This window comes from Demequina oxidasica (genome assembly GCF_000975115.1).
Taxonomy (GTDB): Bacteria; Actinomycetota; Actinomycetes; order Actinomycetales; family Demequinaceae; genus Demequina; species Demequina oxidasica.
Genome location: NZ_BBRE01000004.1, coordinates 110,230 through 129,903, shown reverse-complemented (window position 1 = coordinate 129,903; position 19,674 = coordinate 110,230). Strand labels below are relative to the sequence as shown.

The following is a 19,674-nucleotide window of genomic DNA, read 5'->3' as shown; positions in this document are numbered from 1 at the left end:
TCACGAACTCACGAACTCACGAACTCACGAACTCACGAACTCACGAACTCACGAAAAGTACAGCCCACTACCCGATCAACGCTTCACATCAACCGGATCAAGCCGCCTCTACCTGGTGCGCTTGCGCTTCTCGCGGACGCGCACCGACACCTGAATGGGAGTGCCCTCGAAGCCAAAGTTCTCGCGAAGGCGACGCTCGATGAAACGACGGTACTGCGGGTCCAGGAATCCGCTCGTGAAGATCACAAAACGAGGCGGGCGGGTCGAGGCCTGAGTGGCGAATAGAATCTTGGGCTGCTTGCCCGAACGCACCGGGTGAGGGTGCTCGGCGACAAGTTCACCGAGGAACGAGTTCAACTTGCCAGTCGAGATTCGCTGATCCCAGCTCGACAGCGCGAGGTCAAGCGACGGCACCAACCGGTTGGTGTGCCAGCCGGTCAACGCAGAAAGGTTGACTCGCGGCGCCCAGGACAACTGAACCAGGTCCTGCTCGATCGAGCGCTCCAAAAGGAATCGCTCGTCCTCGCCCACCAAGTCCCACTTGTTAAACACGAGCACCAGTGCACGGCCCGCATCAACCACCTGAGTGATCACGCGCAAGTCCTGGTCGCTCAGCGGCCCGGAGGCATCGAGCAGCACCAGCGCCACCTCGGCGCGAGAAATCGCGGCTCCGGTACGTAGCGAGGCATAGAAGTCAGCACCCTTGGCCATGTGAACGCGGCGACGGATACCGGCAGTGTCCACCAGCGTCCACTTGCGCTCGCCAAACTCGACAATCTCGTCCACGGGATCACGCGTGGTACCGGCCAACTCATTGACCACCACACGGTCCTCGCCGGCAAGCTTGTTCAGCAGTGAACTCTTGCCCACGTTGGGGCGACCGACCAATGCGACGCGACGGGGAGCATCGGGGTCGATGTCGACTTGAGGCATCTCCAGCGGTAGCGACGCGACGGCTGCGTCAAGCAGGTCACCGGTGCCACGGCCATGCAGCGCGGAAACAGGCCACGGCTCGCCGAGTCCCAGGTTCCACAGGGCCGCTGCCTCGAGCTCGCCCTGCGGGCCATCCACCTTGTTGGCGCACAGCACCACAGGCTTCTTAGCTGCACGTAGCAACTTGACGACGTGCTCGTCGGTCGCGGTCGCGCCTACGGTCGCGTCCACCACAAAGATGATCGAGTCGGCCATGTCAATAGCGACCTCGGCGTGCTGCGCGACGGTCAGGTCCAGCCCCTCAACCTTCGCCTCCCAGCCGCCGGTATCCATCAGCATGAAGTCGGTACCGGCCCACTCGGCCGGGTAGGACACGCGGTCGCGGGTCACGCCCGGCATGTCCTCGACAACCGCGAGGCGCTTACCGATGATGCGGTTCACCAGAGTGGACTTGCCGACGTTCGGGCGGCCGATAATGGCGATGGTGGGAAGCTGCGCCTCGGTGGAGGCCTCAGCATCGGCGTCGAGAGTCGCGAAGTCTTCCTCGGAGAGGTCGTAGGCCTCAAGTCCGGCTCGCAGCGCGTGCTCGCGGATCTCGTCCATCGACTCCTCAGGATCAGAGTCACGAGGTGCCGGAACTGCGTCGTCTCCCCTGCCACCGACGGGTACTGCACTCAGCCCGGAAAAGTACTCCTCGTCAAACGCATCGCCTGCGTCAGGGTTGGCGCCCTGCTGGTCGTCGCTCATGCGTTCTCCTTTGGTTCGGAACTGCCGCCACCCTTGGGGCGGCTCCGCTCCGGGGTATCGGTGGGAAGTTTAAGATCTGTGGTGGCAAGCGCTGCCGTGACCTGCCGGCGCAATGCCGCGGCCACCTCGCTCTCGGCCCAAGACTGCTTCGCGCGCCCCTTCAACTCCGAGGGCGCCTCCAACACAACGGGCTCGCCAAACTCCACGAGGATACGCCTTCTAGGGCGCGGCCACACATTCACGCTCTCTCCGGTGTGCCGCGTGCCGATCAAAGCGGTGGGAACAATCGGAGCTCCGGACTGCAGTGCGAGCCACGCCGCGCCCCCGTGAACTGAGTCCGCGGACCCCGCCCCGCGCGTGCCCTCAGGGAAAACCCCGACCACACCGCCGCGCCGCAAAACGGCAAGCCCCTGTGCCAACGCCGTGCGCCCAGCGCCCTCGACCTTGATCTGGCTGGCCCCCTTCAACAACGGCCCAATCGGACCCGTGAACATGTGGTCGGAGATCAGAAAGTGCGAGCCGCGGGGGATCACGCCGTGAATGACTGGCCCATCAATAAACCCAAGGTGGTTGGCGACCACAATCGCGGCACCCTCGGATGGCACGTTCTGCTTGCCGCGCACAGTGGTTGCCCACAACCCACGTGCGAGTCCGCGCCCTACCCACCGTGACCAGCGGGGACCCCACTCGCTCGGTGCGTCCGCGCCGCTCACGACTGAACCTCGTGGGCTAGCGCAATAACGGCGTTCACCGCCTCGTCGATCGTCAAATCCGTCGTGTCCAAGGTGACCACGCCATCGGCGGCAGTCTGGAAGTTCACCACGGTGGCATCCTTCTTGTCACGCCCCAACACTGCTTCGCGAACAGTCGCCACATCGGCGCCCTCGCCGGCCCGGCGTGCCACACGCACCTCGTCGTCGGCGGTCATGAGGACACGCAGCTCAGCGTCAGGGGCGATCACCGTGGTGATGTCGCGGCCCTCGGCGACGATGCCCTGGCCCCCGGAGAATCCGCCGTCCCGCTCCCCTGCGATCACCTCCCGCTGAAAGCGACCAAGCGCGGCCCGCGCGTCAAGGTTAGTAGCCACCCGCGATACCGACAGCGCCACCTCGTCCGTGCGAATCATGGCGGACACGTCCTCGCCCTCGAGCGTGAAGCGCGGGTTGTTGGGGTCAAGAATCAACTCGACATTCATAGTCTCGATCATTGCCGTGACATCCGCGTGGTTGTCGAAGTCGACACCTTCACGCATGCACCACACGGTGGCGACGCGGTAGGTGGCGCCGGTGTCGAAATATGCAAGACCAAGACGACGCGCAACCTCGCGCGACACGGTCGATTTGCCGGTGCCCGCGGGCCCGTCGATCGCGATGACAATTCCACTCATGACGCTGCTATCTCCCAGTTCTTGTCGCTCAAAATCTCAGTCAGTTCCTTGGCACGCGCGCTCACCACGTAAAGCGTGGTCAGCCCCACGGGCTGGCGCGGCGAGTGTTCAATTGCGATATCCTCGACATTCACGCCCACGGACTCGACGTCACCCAAAAGGCGCAGTAATTGTCCTGGAGTGTCAGGCACGATGACGGTGACTGCGGTGTAGTCGCGTTGAGCGCCGCCGTGCTTGCCGGGAATCCGCGCCACCTCGATGCGGCCGCGCTCAATGAGGTCCGTGAGGGCCTCGCCGATGTCGTCGGCCTCCTTGACGTCCTCTAGGTCGCCGATGATGTGATCCAGCGTCGCCACCAACGCATGGTGATTCATGCGCGCGATGTCCGCCCACATGCCGGACTCCGACGCCGCAATGCGCGTCACGTCGCGTAGGCCCTGCCCGGCGAGTGCCACATCCGCGGGACTCAGCGTGCCCAGCGCGGCTGCGACTGCCGAGGCCGCCACCTGAGGCGCGTGCGAGACCCGGGCCACTGCCGCATCGTGCGCCTCCGCGTCCATCACCACCACGTCGCACTGCAGCGCGGCGGGCAGGAGCTTGACACGCGCGAGAGCCTCTTCGGCGCTGCCGTTAGGGCAGATCACCCAAGGCCGCGCCTTGAAGAGGTCGCCCTGAGCGCCCAAGCCCCCAGATACTTCGCGCCCCGCCATCGGGTGCGAACCCACGTACCGATCGCCGTGGCCGGAGTCGTGCGCGGCCTTCGCGATGGGCGCCTTGACGCTCGCCACGTCGGTGACTGTGGCATCGGGCCATGTTTTCAGCGCAAAACTCACCACGGCCGATGCTGCGGAGGGCGGCACGGCGACCACGACGAGTTGGGGATTCAGATCAGTTGAGGGACGACTACCAGCGCCGATGCTCTGGGCAAGTCGCGCCGCGTCCGCATCATTGTCGTCAATGGTCACTGACCAGCCCTCTGCTACGAGGCCGATGCCAATGCTCGCCCCAATGAGACCCGCACCGATGATGTGGGTGGTGGGTGTGGTGAGGGGTTCAGGATTCGACATGGGGTCTTACTGTGCGAGATCGCGGCGAAGCGCCACGGCGTCGTGGAGGTAAATGTGCTGGACGTCATCGCGCGGCGTCTCCAGGTGCGCGTGCATCATGACCCGGACGACCAGGGGCAACGCGCCTGGTACTGCCATCTCCTGCGCGCACATCAGTGGCACTGCACCCAGGTCTATCGCGCGCGCGGCGGCGGCCGGAAAGTCACTCACAATGTCTGGCGTGCAGGTGAAAAACACCGAGATCAAGGCGTCAGTGTCGAGATCGTTTGACTCGAGCATCGCCAGCACCAATTCCTGGGTGCGTTCGTGCAGGTGGTCACGTTCATCGGCGGTCAGCGTGGTGGCGCCGCGAATAGCCCGGATTGTCATGCGCCTATCGTATCTGGCACGTGCAGGCAGTTCGCACGGGTGGGATGGGTTAGAGCCCCGCCACGTTCATGAGTGCGCCCACGTCCTCGCGGCCCAGTTGGCGAACCTCGCCCGGCGCGAGCGTGCCTAAACGGATGGGACCAAACTGCGTGCGCACCAGTTCGAGAACCGGGAAACCGGCGGTGGCAAACATACGCCGCACAATGCGGTTGCGCCCCTCGTGCAACTCGACCTGCACCAGCGAGTTCTGCTTCCCGGTGTCGAGCACCACGCAGTCAGTGACGCGCACGGGGCCGTCATCCAGGTCCACGCCCGCACGGAGCGTAGTGCAGATCGACTTGGGTACGACGCCCTCCACCTTGGCGACGTAGACCTTAGAAACTCCATGCGTGGGGTGCGCGAGACGGTTGGCGAGGTCGCCGTTGTTGGTGAGCAGAATCACCCCGGTGGTCTCGGAGTCCAGTCGACCCACGTGGAAGAGTCGCTCGGTGTAGTTGCTGACGTAACGGTCGAGCGCGGGCCGGCCTTGCGGGTCACTCATGGTCGATACGACGCCAGAGGGCTTGTTGAGGACCACGGTGATGTTGGAATCGTCCACGGAGATGCGCTTGCCGTCAACCTCGATGACCACCTCATCGGGGTCAATTCGCACGCCCAGTTGGTCCACGACGTCGCCGTTGACCTTGACGCGGCCTGCCTCGATGAAGTCCTCGCACTTGCGGCGTGAGCCGACGCCCGCTGACGCGAGCACCTTCTGCAGGCGAATGCCCTCCGGGCGGTGAATCTCAAGCTCCACTAGCGTGCCTCTCCATCAACGTCGGACAACTCGGGCAGGTACGGCGCAAGCGGCGGCAACTCATCGAGAGAGGCAACGCCCATGCGCTCCAGAAACTCGGTCGATGTGCCGTACTGAACGGCACCGCCAATCTCACCCACCTCGGTGATCAATCCTCGAGCACTCAGGGTCTTCATCACGGAGTCAACGTTCACTCCGCGAATCTGAGACACCTGACCTCGAGTCACCGGTTGACGATACGCCACCACGGCCAAAGTTTCGAGCGCCGCCTGCGACAGACGCGCGCTCTGGCCGTCCACGACGAACGCGCCCACCACATCTGCGTAAAGCCTGGAGCTGTACATGCGCCACCGGCCATCCACGTCGCGTAGCTCGAATCCGCGAGGTGCGGACGCATCCGCATACTCGTCGCGCAGCGTGTGCAACGTGGCAAGTACCTGGTCTTCCGGCTCGCCTATGGCCGCAGCGAGATCCGCGGGAGCGACGGGCTCGTCGACCACCATCAGGATGGCCTCGAGCGCCCCGCGCAAGTTCACGTCAATCGTCACGTTAGTCATTCTCACTCCCCTGGTGCGCAGGTGCACCGGCCACCAGATCGTCGCCTGTTATCAAGCTTTCACCCGGCTCTAGATCATCACCGTCAAACTCATCTGAAACATCAACTGGCGCGTCGGACCCGGTCCACCGCACGGTCAGCTCGCCTAGCGAGCGCATCTGGTCAAACGCCACCACGGATTCGCGAAACAACTCCAGTAGCGCGAGGAAGCGAGCGACCACCACGTTCACGTGGTCGGCATCCTGAACCAACGCACGGAAGGACATCACCTTGTCGCGCTGCAGCCTGCCCGTAATGACGGCCGCCTGCTCGCGGACGCTCACCGCGGGGTTGTGAAGGTGCGCAAGACTGACCCCGGCATCGGCCGCCTTAGGTTGTAAAGCGTGAGCCGCGAGACGAGCAAGGTCGTCAGGAGTGACCCGCCACACCAGTTCCGGCAGCAGCATCGCGAAATGCGGCTCGAGCGGCACGTCGCGCGGCACCCGTCGGGGCTTCTCGAAGGCCTCGCCGAGCGAGCTGGCGACCTTCTTGAAGGCGCGGTACTGAAGCAAGCGTGCGAACAGCAGGTCTCGTGCCTCGAGCAGTTCGAGGTCCTCGCGGTCGTCAACCTCGCCCTGAGGCAACAACCGTGCGGCCTTAAGGTCCAACAACGTCGCGGCGACCACCAGGAATTCCGATGCCTGGGACAGGTCCCATTCGCCTTCGTGCGTGCGCACGGTCACCAGGAAGTCATCGGTGACGGTGGCGAGCGCGACCTCGGTGATCTCCATCTGATGCTTGGAGATCAGCGATAGCAGCAGGTCGAACGGACCGTCAAAGTTGTCGAGGTGAACCTCGAAGCCCTGAGGCGAGGGCGTGGCGGCGGTGGCCTCGGCGGTCACGTTACGCAGCGACCCCGCGCACCACGAGCTCGCACGCGAGCTGACGGTAAGCCTTGGCACCTGCGTGCGTGGGCGCAAAGGTGGTGATGGGCTCGGAGGCAACCGAAGCATCGGGGAACTTCACGGTGCGGTGAATCATGGTCTCGGTGACCTTGTCGCCGAAGGCCTCGCGGACGCGCTCCACCACCTCCTGCGAGTGCAGCGTGCGGGCGTCGTACATGGTGGGCACTATCGCGTCCATGGTCAGCCGTGGGTTCAGCCGGTCCTGCACCTTGGTCACCGTGTCGACGAGCAGCGCGACGCCACGCATCGCGAAGTACTCGCTCGCGAGTGGGATCAGCACGCCGTGCGCCGCGACCAGCGCGTTGACGGTGAGTAGGCCGAGCGACGGCTGGCAGTCGATAAGGATCACGTCGTAGTCGTCCTCCACGCTGCGCAGCGCGCGGGCGAGGGCACTCTCGCGTGCGACCTCACTGACCAACTGCACCTCGGCGGCGCTCAGGTCTATGTTCGCGGGCAGTACGTCGAGGTTCTCGAAGTCCGTCTTCATGATGACGTCGGCGGTCGGCACATCGTTGCGCATCAGTAGGTCGTACACCGTGGTGTCGAGCTCGTGTGAGTTAATCCCGAGGCCAGCCGAGGCCGCACCCTGAGGGTCGAAGTCGACCAGCAGAACCTTGCGGCCGTACTCGGCGAGGGCGGCGGCAAGGTTGACGGAAGTGGTCGTCTTGCCGACGCCGCCCTTCTGGTTACACAGGGCCACAATGCGTGCGGGGCCGTGGCTCGACAACGGCGCAGGTTCGGGGAAATCAGTCACGTAGGTCACATTACCGTTTTGCATGGGGCTGGTTTGCCTGGCGCGCGGGTAACTACCGCGACCTCCTACCTGGCGCGCGGGTGGGCGGCGGCGTAGACCTCCCGCAACGTGTCTCGCGTCACCATCGTGTAGATCTGCGTGGTCGTGACGGACGCGTGTCCTAGCAGCTCCTGCACCACTCGAATGTCTGCACCCCCGGTCAACAGATGCGTCGCAAATGAGTGCCTCAGCGTGTGCGGCGACACGTTGTCCACGCCCGCCCGCTCCGCCGCGTCCTTGAGGATCGCCCACGCGCTCTGGCGGGACAGCCGCGAGCCACGCGAATTGAGGAAGACGGCTGGGGTGCCCTTGCCCTTTGACGCGAAGGACGCGCGCCCACGCACCAGGTACGCCTCCAGGCGGCGGGCGGCGAAACTACCGATCGGCACCACCCGCTCCTTGCGCCCCTTGCCACGCAGCAGCACTGACTCCTGCCCTGGTTCGAGCACCAGGTCGTCGACGTCGAGCCCTACCGCCTCGGATATGCGCGCGCCCGTGGCGTACACGAGCTCGAGCAGCGCCGCGTCGCGCAGTGGCCCGGCACCATCGCCGGTCGCGGCGACCTCCAAGATCGCCGCCACTTGATCAGTCGAGATCGCCTTGGGAAGACGCTTGGGGATGGCGCGCGGCTTGACCTCCACCGACACGTCGGCCAACACCCACTGCTCCATCAGCGCAAAACGATGCAGGCCGCGCACGGCGACGATGGTGCGGGAGGACGATGCTGGGGAGAGGGCAGGGCGGCCGTCATCGCCGGTGCCGATCACCTCCGCAAAGCCCGCCACGTCGCACCGGTTGACGTCCACGAGCGACGCGACGTCGCGATCTTCGAGGAACGCAACATAGCGAGTGAGGTCGCGGCGATAGGCGGCGACAGTGTTGGTGCTCAGCCCACGCTCGACCGTGACGTGCGCCAGGTAGGCGTCGCGCTGGTCGGCAAGTCCTCGCGGCGCCTGGACCATCTACGGGCGGTGGCTCATCAGCTCGGCCAGACCGTCCATGCATCGGGGAGGAAGGGGTCCACCAGGATCGCGGCGAACACCACCGTCAGGTACATGATCGAGTCCCGGAACAGCCGCATCTCGTGCAGCTTCTCCTTGCCGGCCGCCGAACGGCGGTAGAGGCGAACGCATCCCGCGGTGAACCACGCGCCGGCGGCTACAGCGATGATCGCGTAGACCCAAGTCATCGAGGCCAGAGGAACGAGCACCACGGTCGCCAACACCATCGCTACTGCGTACGCGACCATCTCGACGGCCACGTGCTTGCTGGACGCGACCACGGGCAGCATCGGGACCTCGGCCGCCGCGTACTCCTTCTTAAACTTCATGGACAGCGGCCAGTAGTGCGGCGGCGTCCACAAGAAGATGATCATGAACAGCACAAAAGGCGTCCAAGAAAGCGACTGGGTGACGGCCGCCCAGCCGATGAGCACAGGCATGCAACCGGCGGCACCGCCCCACACGATGTTCTGTGCAGTGCGCCGCTTGAGGACCATCGTGTAGATCACCGCGTAGCCAAAGATCGCTGCGACGGAAAGCCCCGCGGCCAGCGGCGAATCCACCACAAACCAGAACCACGCGGTCGATACGACGGCGAGCACCCAGCCAAAGGTCAACGCTGCGCGCGGCGTCACGGCGCCGGTCACCAGCGGTCGCTGTTGAGTACGCTTCATGATTGCGTCAATGTCACGGTCGATATACATATTGAACGTGTTGGCGCTTCCGGCGGACAGCGAACCGCCAATGAGGGTAGCAACCATCAACCAGGTGCCGGGCCAGCCATCGGCGGCGAGGACCATTGTGGGAAGCGTCGTGACCAGCAACAACTCAATGATGCGGGGCTTGGTCAGCGCGACGTATGGGCTCATGCGACGGGTCAACTGACGCCAGCGGGGTGCGGCGGGCGCGGGTGCGCCAGCAATGTCAGTTGAAGCGGTGGGCATGCACCAATCTTAACGCCGGATACCCGTTCCCAGTGCCCCCGCGCTCCCGCTAAGGTAGACAAGGAAAAAGCCCCGTCAAAACACCTTGGAGATATCTGTGACCATCAACTGGACAGACCAGGATCACCGCGCGGTGGACACGCTGCGCGTTCTCGCAGCCGATGCAGTGGAAAAGGTTGGCAGTGGCCACCCCGGAACCGCAATTTCCCTTGCACCCGCCGCGTACCTACTCTTTCAGAACGCCATGACGCACGACCCGTCCGACTCAAAGTGGATCGGTCGCGACCGCTTTGTGCTGTCCTGCGGTCACTCGTCGATCACTCTTTACCTACAGCTCTTCGCTTCCGGTTACGACCTCAACATGGACGACATCAAGTCGCTCCGCGTTGCGGGCTCCCGCACCCCCGGCCACCCCGAGGTGGGCCACACGGACGGCGTCGAGACCACTACCGGGCCGCTTGGCCAGGGCCTCGCGACCGCAGTGGGCATGGCTATGGCCGCCCGCCGTGAGCGCGGACTCTTTGACCCCGAGGCACCCGCTGGCGAGTCCCCCTTTGACCACCACATCTTTGTGGTCGCGTCGGATGGAGACATGCAGGAGGGCATCACCTCCGAGGCCTCCTCGCTCGCTGGCACGCAGGAGTTGGGCAACCTCATCGTCATCTGGGATGACAACAACATCTCCATCGAGGACGACACCGACATCGCGTTCACTGAGGACGTTGCTGCACGGTACGCCGCCTACGGCTGGGACACGCACCACGTGAACTGGAAGGCAACTGGCGAGTACAAGGAAGACATCGACGCCCTAGCCGATGCCATCGCCGCGGCTAAGGCTGAGACTGGCAAGCCGTCCTTCATTCGCCTCAGCACCATCATCGGTTGGCCTTCGCCCACCAAGCAGGGCACTGGTGGAATCCACGGCTCCAAGCTGGGCGCGGAGGAGTTGGAAGGCCTCAAGAAGGCGCTCGGCTTTGACCCTCAGAAGCACTTCGAGGTCGAGCCGGAGATCCTGGCCCACATGCGCGAGGTCAAGGACCGCGGCCAGGCTGCCCACTCTGAGTGGAACGGCGCATTCGCGCGCTGGCAGGCCGAGAACCCGGAGCGTGCGGCACTTTTGGCACGTACCAGCGCCGGCGAATTCCCCGAGAACTGGACGGACGCTCTCCCGGTGTTCGAGGCTGGCAAGGGCCTCGCGACTCGCGCCGCCTCTGGCTCCGTCCTCAACGCCCTCGCACCCGTGCTGCCTGAGTTGTGGGGCGGCTCTGCCGACCTCGCGGGCTCAAACAACACCACCATGAAGGGCGAGCCCTCATTCCTGCCCGTCGAGCGCTCCACGGAGGCGTTCGCAGGCAACCCCTACGGCCGCACGCTCCACTTCGGAATCCGCGAGCACTCCATGGGCGCCATCCTCAACGGAATCGTCCAGCACGGCCCGACACGGGCCTACGGTGGTACGTTCATGCAGTTCTCGGACTACATGCGCGGCGCAGTCCGCCTGGGCGCCCTCATGAAGGCCCCCAGCATCTTTGTGTGGACACACGACAGCATCGGCCTCGGCGAGGACGGCCCCACGCACCAGCCGATCGAGCACCTGGCCGCACTGCGGGCGATCCCGGGTCTCGCGGTTGTCCGTCCCGCGGATGCAAATGAGACCTCCTACGCTTGGCGTGGAATCCTCGAGCGCACCGACGGCCCCGCCGGAATCGTGCTCACTCGTCAAGGCGTCCCCACGTTCGACCGTGACGGCGAGTTCACCTCGGCAGAGGGCGTCCTCAAGGGTGGCTACACGCTTCTCGACACGGACGGCGAGCCGGACGTGATCCTGATCGGTACCGGCTCCGAGGTTCAGTACGCCGTGGGCGCACGAGATCTGCTCGCCGCGGAAGGCATCAAGGCGCGCGTTGTTTCGCTCCCCTGCCTCGAGTGGTTCAACCAGCAGTCGGACGAGTACCGCGAATCAGTTATCCCTTCCGGCGTGAAGGCCCGCGTATCGGTTGAGGCCGGCATCGCACAGGGCTGGCGCGAGCTGGTGGGCGATGCCGGACGCATCGTGTCGCTCGAGCACTATGGCGCCTCCGCCGACGCCGACTTCCTCTTCAAGGAGTACGGTTTCACCTCCGACAACGTGGCGGCTCACGCCCGCGAGAGCATCGCCGCGGCCAAGTGAGCGAATTCCTCAGCACCTGGGTAGGTGTGGACGACGCGGCCCACGTGGCAGTCACCGTTTCCGGTGACGCTGCGCAGGCCGCGTCGCGCCTGAGTGAGGAATTAGTAGCGGACCGCGTTGCCTCGAGGATCGCGGCCAAAGACTCCACGCTGTGGGGACCGGATGCCGAGGCTGAGGCCACTATGCGGTTGGGGTGGACTGACCTTCACGTCTCCTCACGCGAGTTTCTACCCCGGCTCGAGGCCCTGGTGGGCAATACGCGTGACGAGGGTAAGACTCACGTGGTGCTCGCGGGCATGGGCGGATCATCGCTCGGGCCCGAGGTGATCTGCGCGACGTACGGCGTCCCGCTGATCACGCTGGACTCGACCGACCCGGACCAGGTACGCGCAGCGCTTGGCGGCGACCTCGACGAGACGATTCTGGTGGTGTCGTCTAAGTCCGGCGGTACCGTGGAAACCGACTCACAGCGCCGGATCTTCGAAGAGGCGTTCGAGGCTGCGGGGCTCGACCCACGCCAGCACATCGTGGTCGTGACCGATCCGGATTCTCCGCTTCACCAGCATGCTGTCGCTGCCGGATACCGGGCCATCTTCTTGGCCGACCCCAACGTGGGTGGGCGATTCTCAGTGCTTAGTGCCTTCGGCCTGGTGCCATCAGCGCTTGCCGGGGTTCCAGTTGCGGAACTGTTGGATGAAGCGGACGCCGTCGCGGCATCGTTCGCCGAGGACGCCGCCGCCAATCCCGCGGTCGTGCTGGGTGCGGCCATTGCCGGTTCGGACCGCGACAAGTTGGTCTTCACCGACGAGGGTTCCACCCTGGTGGGTTTCGCAGACTGGGCTGAACAGCTCATCGCGGAGTCAACCGGCAAGGACGGGCTGGGAATTCTGCCCGTAGTCGCCGAGACCGGCGCACCCGAGGCCCTCGCGACCGACGTGATCGACGTGCGACTCGTCGCTCTTGCCGCCGATGCCGATGCATCGGGCCACCAGGTGGTGACCGGGGGCACGCTAGGCGGCCAGTTCCTGCTGTGGGAGTACGCGACGGCGATTGCCGGTCGTGTGCTGGGGATCGACCCATTCAGCCAGCCCAACGTGGAGTCGGCCAAGGCCGCCTCCCGCACGCTGCTCGATGCGCTCCCCGAGCCCGAAGCCCCCGACTTTGTCGATGACGGCATCGAGGTTCGTGGCACGGTGGGCCTCGTGGACGGGATCACTACCGTCGAGGACGCGATCACCGCGCTCTACCAGCAGCTCGACCCGCATGGCTACCTCGCGGTAATGGCCTACCTGAACCGTGAAGGCCACCCCGCGCTCCCCTCGGTGCGTCACGCGATCGCGGAACGCACCGGCAGGCCCACCACCTTTGGCTGGGGGCCTCGGTTCCTTCACTCGACCGGACAGCTTCACAAGGGCGGCTCCCCCGTGGGTGTCTTCCTGCAGATCACCGGCACGTTCGCCGGCGACCTCGACATTCCCGCGCGCCCGTTTTCATTCGCGCAACTCATCTCAGCCCAGGCCGCAGGAGACGCGAAGGTGCTCGCCGAGCACGACCGTCCCGTCCTGCGCCTTAATCTCACCGATGCATCGCACGTGGCTCGTGTGGCCGCGTTGCTCGAAGGGAAGAACTAAGTGAATAACCCCCTCCGCGATCCCCGGGATCGCCGACTTCCGCGCATTGCTGGCTCGTGTGGCCTGGTGATGTTCGGTGTCACCGGCGACCTGGCACGCAAGAAGCTCATGCCCGCGGTGTACGACCTGGCCAACCGTGGCCTCCTGCCACCGGCCTTTGCCCTGACCGGTTTTGCCCGCAGGGAGTGGGACCGTGAGGACTTCCAGCAGGTAGTCCACGACTCGGTGAAGCAGTACGCCCGAACCCCGTTCCGCGAGGAGACCTGGAAGCAGCTCTCCGATGGCATTCGCTTTGTGCAGGGTACGTTTGACGATCCCGAGGCGTTCAACACGCTTCGGGAGACTGTCGAGGAGCTCGACCGTGAGCGCGGCACCGGCGGCAACCACGCGTTCTACCTGTCGATCCCGCCGTCCGCCTTCCCGCAGGTAGTGCGCCAGCTCCGTGACTCGGGACTGTCCGCGCCCAAGGAGGACACGTGGCGCCGCGTAGTCATCGAGAAGCCGTTCGGTCATGACCTCGAGTCCGCCAACGATCTCAATGACGTGGTCTCCGAGGTCTTCCCTCCCGATTCCGTCTTCCGCATCGACCACTACCTCGGCAAGGAGACGGTGCAGAATCTGCTGGCTTTGCGTTTTGCCAACCAGCTGTTCGAACCCATCTGGAACGCGCAGTACATCGACCACGTGCAGATCACCATGGCTGAGGACATCGGCATCGGTGGCCGCGCCGGGTACTACGACGGCATCGGTGCCGCGCGCGACGTCATCCAGAACCACCTATTGCAACTCATGGCGCTCACCGCCATGGAAGAGCCGGCGACCTTCGAGGCCGCAGACCTTCGTACCGAGAAGGAGAAGGTGCTCCGCGCCGCCAAGCTGCCGGAGGACTTGGGCGAGAACACCGCTCGTGGTCAGTATTCTGCTGGGTGGCGCGGCGGCGAGCAGGTGGGCGGATTCCTCGATGAGGACGGCATCGCTGAGGACTCGGGCACCGAGACTTACGCGGCCATCCGGGTAGACATCCCCAACCGTCGCTGGGCGGGAACCCCGTTCTACCTGCGGGCCGGCAAGCGTCTTGGACGCCGGGTCACGGAGATCGCACTGGTCTTCAAGAAGGCACCGAGTCCCTACTTCCAGCAGGTCGAAGGATCCGACGTCGGCAATAATGCCCTCGTGATTCGCGTGCAGCCCGACGAAGGTGTCACGCTGCGCTTTGGTTCCAAGGTCCCCGGGGCCGCGATGGAAGTACGCGACGTCACGATGGACTTCGCCTACGGCAACGCGTTTACCGAGAGCTCGCCCGAGGCCTACGAGCGTCTCATCCTGGATGTGTTGCTGGGTGACCCACCCCTGTTTCCCCGTCATGAGGAGGTTGCCCTGTCGTGGCAGATCCTCGACCCCATCACGTCATTCTGGGCCACCCAGGGCCAACCGGAACAGTACCGCTCCGGCACCTGGGGTCCCACTAGCGCCGACGCAATGCTTGCGCGCGACGGTCGCGTCTGGAGGCGCCCATGATCATCCCACTGCCGCACACGACGACGGGCGAAATTAACCGTCAGATCATCGACTCGCGCAAGGAGGGTGGCGCCTTCGCGCTCGGGCGAGTCATGACCCTGGTGATCGACGCCACCGGAGCGGACGCAGACTACGCCATCGATACCGCGAACGTCGCATCGCGCGAACACCCCTGCCGCATCATCGTGATGGCCCCACAGGACGGCGACGAGGATCGTCTCGACGCTGAGATTCGCGTGGGCGGCGACGCCGGTGCTTCCGAGGTCATTGTGCTGCGACCCTCGGGTGAGCAGGTCAACCACGCCGACACCCTGGTGACTCCCCTACTACTCCCCGATGCGCCGATCGTCGCGTGGTGGCCCGCGGGAGTGCCTGCGAACGCCTCGGAAACGGGGATTGGCAAGATGGCCCAGCGCCGCATCACGGACACCAAGGGCGAGGAGAATCCCGGAGACACGCTGTGCAAGCTCTCCGCGAACTACCGTGACGGCGACACCGACCTCGCCTGGACGCGCGTCACTCGGTGGCGCGCGCTACTAGCGGCCGCCCTCGAGCAGGTCACCGACCGCGCGGTTTCCAAGGCACGTATCCACGGCGACACCAACAGCGCCTCCATCCTGCTGCTAGGCGCCTGGCTACAGCGCAACCTCGACTGCGAGATCGAACTCACCTATGACGACAAGGTCGCGGGCATCCAGCACATTGTGCTCGAGACCCCCTCCGGAGAGATCGGCATTTTCCGTCCGGATGGCCACAACGCGACCCTCACCCAGCCTGGACAGCCGGAGCACGTCATCGCGCTTCCGGCCCGCAACCTTGGCGATTGCCTCGCCGAGGAATTGCGCCGCCTGGACGCTGACCGCGTCTACGGCGAGGTGCTCGCGTCATACAAGGAAAACCGATGAAGCGGCGGGTTGTCGTGCTGCCTGACGCAGAGGCGGTCGCTGAGACCGCCGCAGCGCGATTGCTGACCGCGATCGCCGACTCGCTGACCGTGGAGGATCGCGTGCACGTGGTGCTGACCGGCGGCACGGTGGGTATCGCGACACTGGCTGCCGTTGCGAAGTCGCCGCTGCGTGAAAGCATCGATTGGACCTCAGTGCATGTGTGGTGGGGCGATGAACGCTTTGTCGCCGCTGGCGATCCCGACCGCAACGAGGGCCAGGCACAGGATGCGCTCCTACGCCACGTCCCACTTCCGGAGGAGAACATTCACCGCATGGGCGATTCAGACGCCTACCCATCCGCGGAAGCTGCGGCAGCCGCCTATCACGGCGAGATTGCCGACCACGGCAATCCACAGTGGGACGTGCTCATGCTCGGCCTCGGACCCGACGGCCACGTCGCCTCGCTCTTTCCTCAGCACGAAGGCTTCACACAGGCCACCGCCAGCGTCATCGCGGTGCACGACTCCCCCAAGCCCCCGCCCACGCGCGTGAGTCTAGGCCTGAGCGCCATCACGCGTGCACGCCAGGTGTGGGTTGTCGCCGCCGGCGAGGGCAAGGCCGAGGCAGTTCGTGACTGCCTCGCGGGCAATGAATCTTACCCGGGCGCCGTGGTTCATGGCACCGAGGGCACACTGTGGCTGGTCGACGCTGCAGCCGCAGCCAAGGCTTAAGAGCGCCCCAGACGCACAGAAGCCGCCGACGACCTCACGGTTGTCGGCGGCTTCTTACGTTTCAGCGCTAAAGTCGCGCCTTGATGATGTCCACGATCTCTTCGATGCGGAACTCGTCGGGCTTGGTGTAGATCACGTCGCCGTCGGCGCGGAACGTGTACACGCCCTTGTTACCGGGCTTGAGCGTCACTGCGTCAATCTGCTCGCCGAACGTATTCAGAATGGTCTTTTGCGCATCGGATGCCTTATCCAGGTAGCCGCAAGGTACGCAATACTCAATCTCGATGTTCATGTTGTACTCCCTTCGTTGGGACAACCAGACCGGTTGCCTATTGATTCCGGTACGCGAGGAACGACGAAGCCGCCCTGCCAGGCCTGCTTGCGCCACTCACGTGACGAACAAGCGGCCCGGGGGCGGCAACGTGCTGACAAAACGAAAACTAAGTACCGGTGTGGTTACTCACCGACGGCGACCTGCCCGCGACGTACTTTGAGCGCGTCCAGCGCCTCATCGAGTAGCGCCTCACCCTCAGACTCGGTGCGGCGCTCCTTCACGTAAGCGAGGTGCGTCTTGTACGGCTCGTTGCGAATGGGCTCGGGCGGGTTGGCCGCATCGAGTCCAGCGGGCAGCCCACACTTGGGGCAGTCCCACTCGACGGGAATCTCCTGATCCTCACCAATAGCAAAGCTAGGTGAGTTCACGTGACCCCGCGCGCAGTAATACGTCACGGTTTGGCGAGGCGCGGACTCGCCGCGTTCGTCCTCGCCCATGGGTCCCGCACCTACGCGAGACCCTCGAATTGCGCTACCACCTGCCATGGTAAGCCCCCTTTAAACCTGGAAACGAGTGATGAGACCCAGAAGCACGATCACGACGAACCAAGTAATGGCGACGCCCCACGTAATACGCGTGAGGTTACGCTCACCTACAGCCGAGGACTGCACGCCTGACGCGAGTCCGCCTCCGAACATGTCGGTGATACCGCCGCCACGACCACGGTGTACGAGCACGAGGCCGATGAGCAGCAGGCTGGTGACAGCGAGCAACACCCACAGGATGTCATTCAGGATGTCCACAATTCTCCTTGATAGTAATGATCGTGTACCAGGATACGCGACCTAGGTCGCGTAGTGAACTCGTTACAGGCCAACCTGGTGTGCACGGAAGCGGGCAATCTTCGCAAACTCATCAGGATCGAGGCTAGCGCCGCCCACGAGGGCACCGTCCACATCGGGCTTGTCCATGATGGAAGCGATGTTCGAGGACTTCACCGAACCGCCGTAGAGCACGCGCACGCCGTCAGCCAACTCCGCGCTGTACAACTCGGTCAGGCGACCGCGAATCGCGCCGCAGACTTCCTGCGCGTCTTCGGGGGTAGCGACCTCGCCTGTCCCGATGGCCCAGACGGGCTCGTACGCGATGACGATCTGCTTGGCGCGCTCGGCGTCGAGGCCTTCCAACGCGCCGTCGATCTGCGCGAGCGTGAACTCGACCTGCTTGCCTTCCTTGCGCACATCCAGGCCCTCGCCCACGCAGAGAATCGGCACGATGCCGTTATCGAACGCGGCGCCGACCTTGGCCGCAAGGAGCTCGTTGGACTCGCGGTGGTGCTCGCGACGCTCCGAATGGCCGACGGCGACGTAGTCGCAACCCAGCTTGGCGAGCTGCGAGCCCGCAACCTCACCGGTGAAGGCACCGGACACGTTTGCCGAAATGTCCTGCGCACCGTACTTGATGTCGAGCTTATCTGCGTCGACGAGCGTCTGTACCGAACGCAGCGAGGTGAACGACGGCAGCACGGCCACCTCGACCTCGTTGAAGTCGTGCTTGGCGTCGCGCAGCAACCACGCGAGTTTCTGCACGGTGTGCGTCGCCTCGAGGTGATCGAGGTTGAGCTTCCAGTTGCCTGCAATGAGCGGGGTACGTGCCATGGTTCTATGCCTCCAGTACGGCCAGGCCCGGGAGGACCTTGCCTTCGAGCAGTTCGAGCGACGCGCCGCCGCCAGTGGAAATGTGACCGAATCCGGCCTCGTCGAAGCCGAGTCGACGCACGGCTGCTGCCGAGTCGCCTCCACCTACGACTGAGAAGCCGTCGGCGTCGATCATGGCCTGAGCCACGGCCTTGGTGCCACCCGCGAATGCCTCGAATTCGAACACACCCATGGGGCCGTTCCAGACGATGGTCTTCGCGTCGGCAATCTTTGATGCGAACAGCGTGGACGAGTCGGGCCCGATGTCGAGGCCAATGCTGCCGTCCGGAATTGCATCGGCGGCAACCACCTTGTGGTCCGCATCTGCGGCGAATGCTGCGGCTGCCTCGATGTCCGTGGGGAGAACGATCTCGACGCCGTTGGCCTCTGCCTTGGCAAGGTAGCCCTTGACGGTCTCGATCTGGTCCTCCTCGAGCAGTGAGTTACCCACGCCATAGCCCTTGGCCGCGAGGAACGTGAAGACCATTCCTCCGCCAATAAGCAGACGATCAGCCTTGCCCAGCAGGTTGGCGATCACGCCGAGCTTGTCGGAGACCTTGGAACCACCGAGTACAACGACGTACGGGCGTGCGGGCTCATTGACGGCGCGGCTGAGCGACTCAACTTCGTTCTGCACCAGCGTGCCGGCAGCAGCGGGTAGGACCTTCGCGAGGTCGTACACGGAGGCCTGCTTGCGGTGGACCACACCAAAGCCGTCGGACACGAAGGCGTCGGCGAACTTGGCGAGCTCGGCTGCGAGCTCCTCGCGCTCCGCGTCGACCTTGGAGGTCTCGCGAGCATCGAAACGCACGTTCTCAAGCATGACGACGTCGCCAGACTTCGCCGCGGACACGGTTGCGGCTGCGGACTGTCCCACCAGGTCATCGGCGAGCGTCACGGGCTGCTCGAGGAGCTCAGACAGGCGTGCGGCGGCGGGTGCGAGCGAGAACTTTGCGTCGGGAGTGCCACCGGGACGGCCCAGGTGCGCCATGACGATAACTGCGGCACCGGCGTCGAGCAGGCGCTTGATAGTGGGGACGGAGGCGCGCACACGGCCGTCGTCGGTGATGGTGGTGCCGTCGAGCGGCACGTTGAGGTCTGAGCGCACGAGTACGCGCTTGCCGGTGAGGTCACCGAGCGATTCGATCGTCTTCATCTGTCTTCCTTCAGTTCGAGAAAATCAGGAGCCCGGCGCGTGGGGAACGCTGCGCGAGCGAGGTGTTGCTAGG

Annotated in this window: 21 protein-coding genes; 5 read left to right on the top strand and 16 right to left on the bottom strand. The window is 64.7% G+C overall.

Annotated features, from left to right (window positions below; genetic code table 11):
- Positions 1 to 108: 108 nt before the first annotated feature.
- Genes der through AOP77_RS11215 form a run of 11 tightly spaced genes read right to left on the bottom strand, consistent with a single transcriptional unit; the run spans position 109 to position 9,537 of the window.
- Complete coding sequence (gene der, locus AOP77_RS11265; protein WP_084622574.1) at positions 109 to 1,680, bottom strand: ribosome biogenesis GTPase Der; 1,572 nt, start codon at positions 1,678 to 1,680, stop codon at positions 109 to 111.
- Complete coding sequence (locus tag AOP77_RS11260; RefSeq protein WP_062213701.1) at positions 1,677 to 2,393, bottom strand: lysophospholipid acyltransferase family protein; 717 nt, start codon at positions 2,391 to 2,393, stop codon at positions 1,677 to 1,679. Before AOP77_RS11260 ends, der begins: the two co-directional genes overlap by 4 nt.
- Positions 2,390 to 3,067 (bottom strand): (d)CMP kinase, encoded by a 678-nt coding sequence (gene cmk / locus AOP77_RS11255; RefSeq protein ID WP_062213699.1) that lies wholly within the window; start codon positions 3,065 to 3,067, stop codon positions 2,390 to 2,392. The genes AOP77_RS11260 and cmk overlap by 4 nt, the downstream gene beginning before the upstream one ends.
- Complete coding sequence (locus AOP77_RS11250) at positions 3,064 to 4,134, bottom strand: prephenate dehydrogenase (RefSeq protein WP_062213697.1); 1,071 nt, start codon at positions 4,132 to 4,134, stop codon at positions 3,064 to 3,066. The genes cmk and AOP77_RS11250 overlap by 4 nt, the downstream gene beginning before the upstream one ends.
- A gap of 6 nt (positions 4,135 to 4,140) precedes the next feature.
- The gene (gene aroH, locus AOP77_RS11245; RefSeq protein ID WP_062213695.1) at positions 4,141 to 4,503 is read right to left on the bottom strand and encodes a chorismate mutase; all 363 of its coding nucleotides are present in this window, start codon (positions 4,501 to 4,503) and stop codon (positions 4,141 to 4,143) included.
- A gap of 49 nt (positions 4,504 to 4,552) precedes the next feature.
- Positions 4,553 to 5,299: a pseudouridine synthase gene (locus AOP77_RS11240; protein ID WP_062213693.1), complete on the bottom strand. Its 747-nt coding sequence runs from the start codon at positions 5,297 to 5,299 to the stop codon at positions 4,553 to 4,555.
- On the bottom strand, positions 5,299 to 5,856 hold the full coding sequence (scpB, locus tag AOP77_RS11235) for an SMC-Scp complex subunit ScpB (RefSeq protein WP_062213692.1): 558 nt from the start codon (positions 5,854 to 5,856) through the stop codon (positions 5,299 to 5,301). The genes AOP77_RS11240 and scpB overlap by 1 nt, the downstream gene beginning before the upstream one ends.
- Positions 5,849 to 6,736 carry a segregation and condensation protein A gene (locus AOP77_RS11230; RefSeq protein ID WP_062213690.1) on the bottom strand — a complete coding sequence of 296 codons (888 nt, stop codon included), beginning with the start codon at positions 6,734 to 6,736 and terminating at the stop codon, positions 5,849 to 5,851. The genes scpB and AOP77_RS11230 overlap by 8 nt, the downstream gene beginning before the upstream one ends.
- Before the next feature lies 1 nt (position 6,737).
- Positions 6,738 to 7,577 (bottom strand): ParA family protein, encoded by an 840-nt coding sequence (locus AOP77_RS11225; RefSeq protein ID WP_062213688.1) that lies wholly within the window; start codon positions 7,575 to 7,577, stop codon positions 6,738 to 6,740.
- A gap of 41 nt (positions 7,578 to 7,618) precedes the next feature.
- Complete coding sequence (locus AOP77_RS11220; protein WP_062213687.1) at positions 7,619 to 8,554, bottom strand: site-specific tyrosine recombinase XerD; 936 nt, start codon at positions 8,552 to 8,554, stop codon at positions 7,619 to 7,621.
- A 17-nt stretch (positions 8,555 to 8,571) separates the two neighbouring features.
- The gene (locus tag AOP77_RS11215) at positions 8,572 to 9,537 is read right to left on the bottom strand and encodes a heme o synthase (protein WP_062213685.1); all 966 of its coding nucleotides are present in this window, start codon (positions 9,535 to 9,537) and stop codon (positions 8,572 to 8,574) included.
- 97 nt (positions 9,538 to 9,634) lie between these two features.
- On the opposite strand from AOP77_RS11215, the gene tkt reads away from it, so the two are divergent.
- Genes tkt through pgl form a run of 5 tightly spaced genes read left to right on the top strand, consistent with a single transcriptional unit; the run spans position 9,635 to position 16,474 of the window.
- Positions 9,635 to 11,707 (top strand): transketolase, encoded by a 2,073-nt coding sequence (tkt, locus tag AOP77_RS11210; RefSeq protein WP_236685829.1) that lies wholly within the window; start codon positions 9,635 to 9,637, stop codon positions 11,705 to 11,707.
- Complete coding sequence (locus AOP77_RS11205; RefSeq protein ID WP_236685828.1) at positions 11,704 to 13,338, top strand: phosphoglucose isomerase-related protein; 1,635 nt, start codon at positions 11,704 to 11,706, stop codon at positions 13,336 to 13,338. Before tkt ends, AOP77_RS11205 begins: the two co-directional genes overlap by 4 nt.
- Positions 13,339 to 14,856, top strand: coding sequence for a glucose-6-phosphate dehydrogenase (gene zwf, locus AOP77_RS11200; RefSeq protein ID WP_062213681.1), 1,518 nt, complete (start codon positions 13,339 to 13,341; stop codon positions 14,854 to 14,856).
- Complete coding sequence (locus AOP77_RS11195; RefSeq protein WP_062213679.1) at positions 14,853 to 15,761, top strand: glucose-6-phosphate dehydrogenase assembly protein OpcA; 909 nt, start codon at positions 14,853 to 14,855, stop codon at positions 15,759 to 15,761. The genes zwf and AOP77_RS11195 overlap by 4 nt, the downstream gene beginning before the upstream one ends.
- Positions 15,758 to 16,474, top strand: coding sequence for a 6-phosphogluconolactonase (gene pgl, locus AOP77_RS11190; RefSeq protein WP_062213678.1), 717 nt, complete (start codon positions 15,758 to 15,760; stop codon positions 16,472 to 16,474). Before AOP77_RS11195 ends, pgl begins: the two co-directional genes overlap by 4 nt.
- Before the next feature lie 67 nt (positions 16,475 to 16,541).
- Here the strand turns inward: pgl and AOP77_RS11185 are convergent, their stop codons facing one another.
- From AOP77_RS11185 to AOP77_RS11165, 5 genes are all read right to left on the bottom strand, one after another.
- Positions 16,542 to 16,766 (bottom strand): SelT/SelW/SelH family protein, encoded by a 225-nt coding sequence (locus AOP77_RS11185; protein WP_062213676.1) that lies wholly within the window; start codon positions 16,764 to 16,766, stop codon positions 16,542 to 16,544.
- A gap of 164 nt (positions 16,767 to 16,930) precedes the next feature.
- The gene (locus AOP77_RS11180) at positions 16,931 to 17,293 is read right to left on the bottom strand and encodes an RNA polymerase-binding protein RbpA (RefSeq protein WP_062213675.1); all 363 of its coding nucleotides are present in this window, start codon (positions 17,291 to 17,293) and stop codon (positions 16,931 to 16,933) included.
- A 12-nt stretch (positions 17,294 to 17,305) separates the two neighbouring features.
- The gene (gene secG, locus AOP77_RS11175) at positions 17,306 to 17,551 is read right to left on the bottom strand and encodes a preprotein translocase subunit SecG (protein WP_061965975.1); all 246 of its coding nucleotides are present in this window, start codon (positions 17,549 to 17,551) and stop codon (positions 17,306 to 17,308) included.
- A gap of 63 nt (positions 17,552 to 17,614) precedes the next feature.
- The gene (gene tpiA / locus AOP77_RS11170; protein ID WP_062213674.1) at positions 17,615 to 18,406 is read right to left on the bottom strand and encodes a triose-phosphate isomerase; all 792 of its coding nucleotides are present in this window, start codon (positions 18,404 to 18,406) and stop codon (positions 17,615 to 17,617) included.
- Positions 18,407 to 18,410: 4 nt separating this feature from the next.
- Positions 18,411 to 19,601, bottom strand: a complete 1,191-nt coding sequence (locus AOP77_RS11165) for a phosphoglycerate kinase (RefSeq protein ID WP_062213673.1) — start codon at positions 19,599 to 19,601, stop codon at positions 18,411 to 18,413.
- Positions 19,602 to 19,674 lie beyond the last annotated feature (73 nt).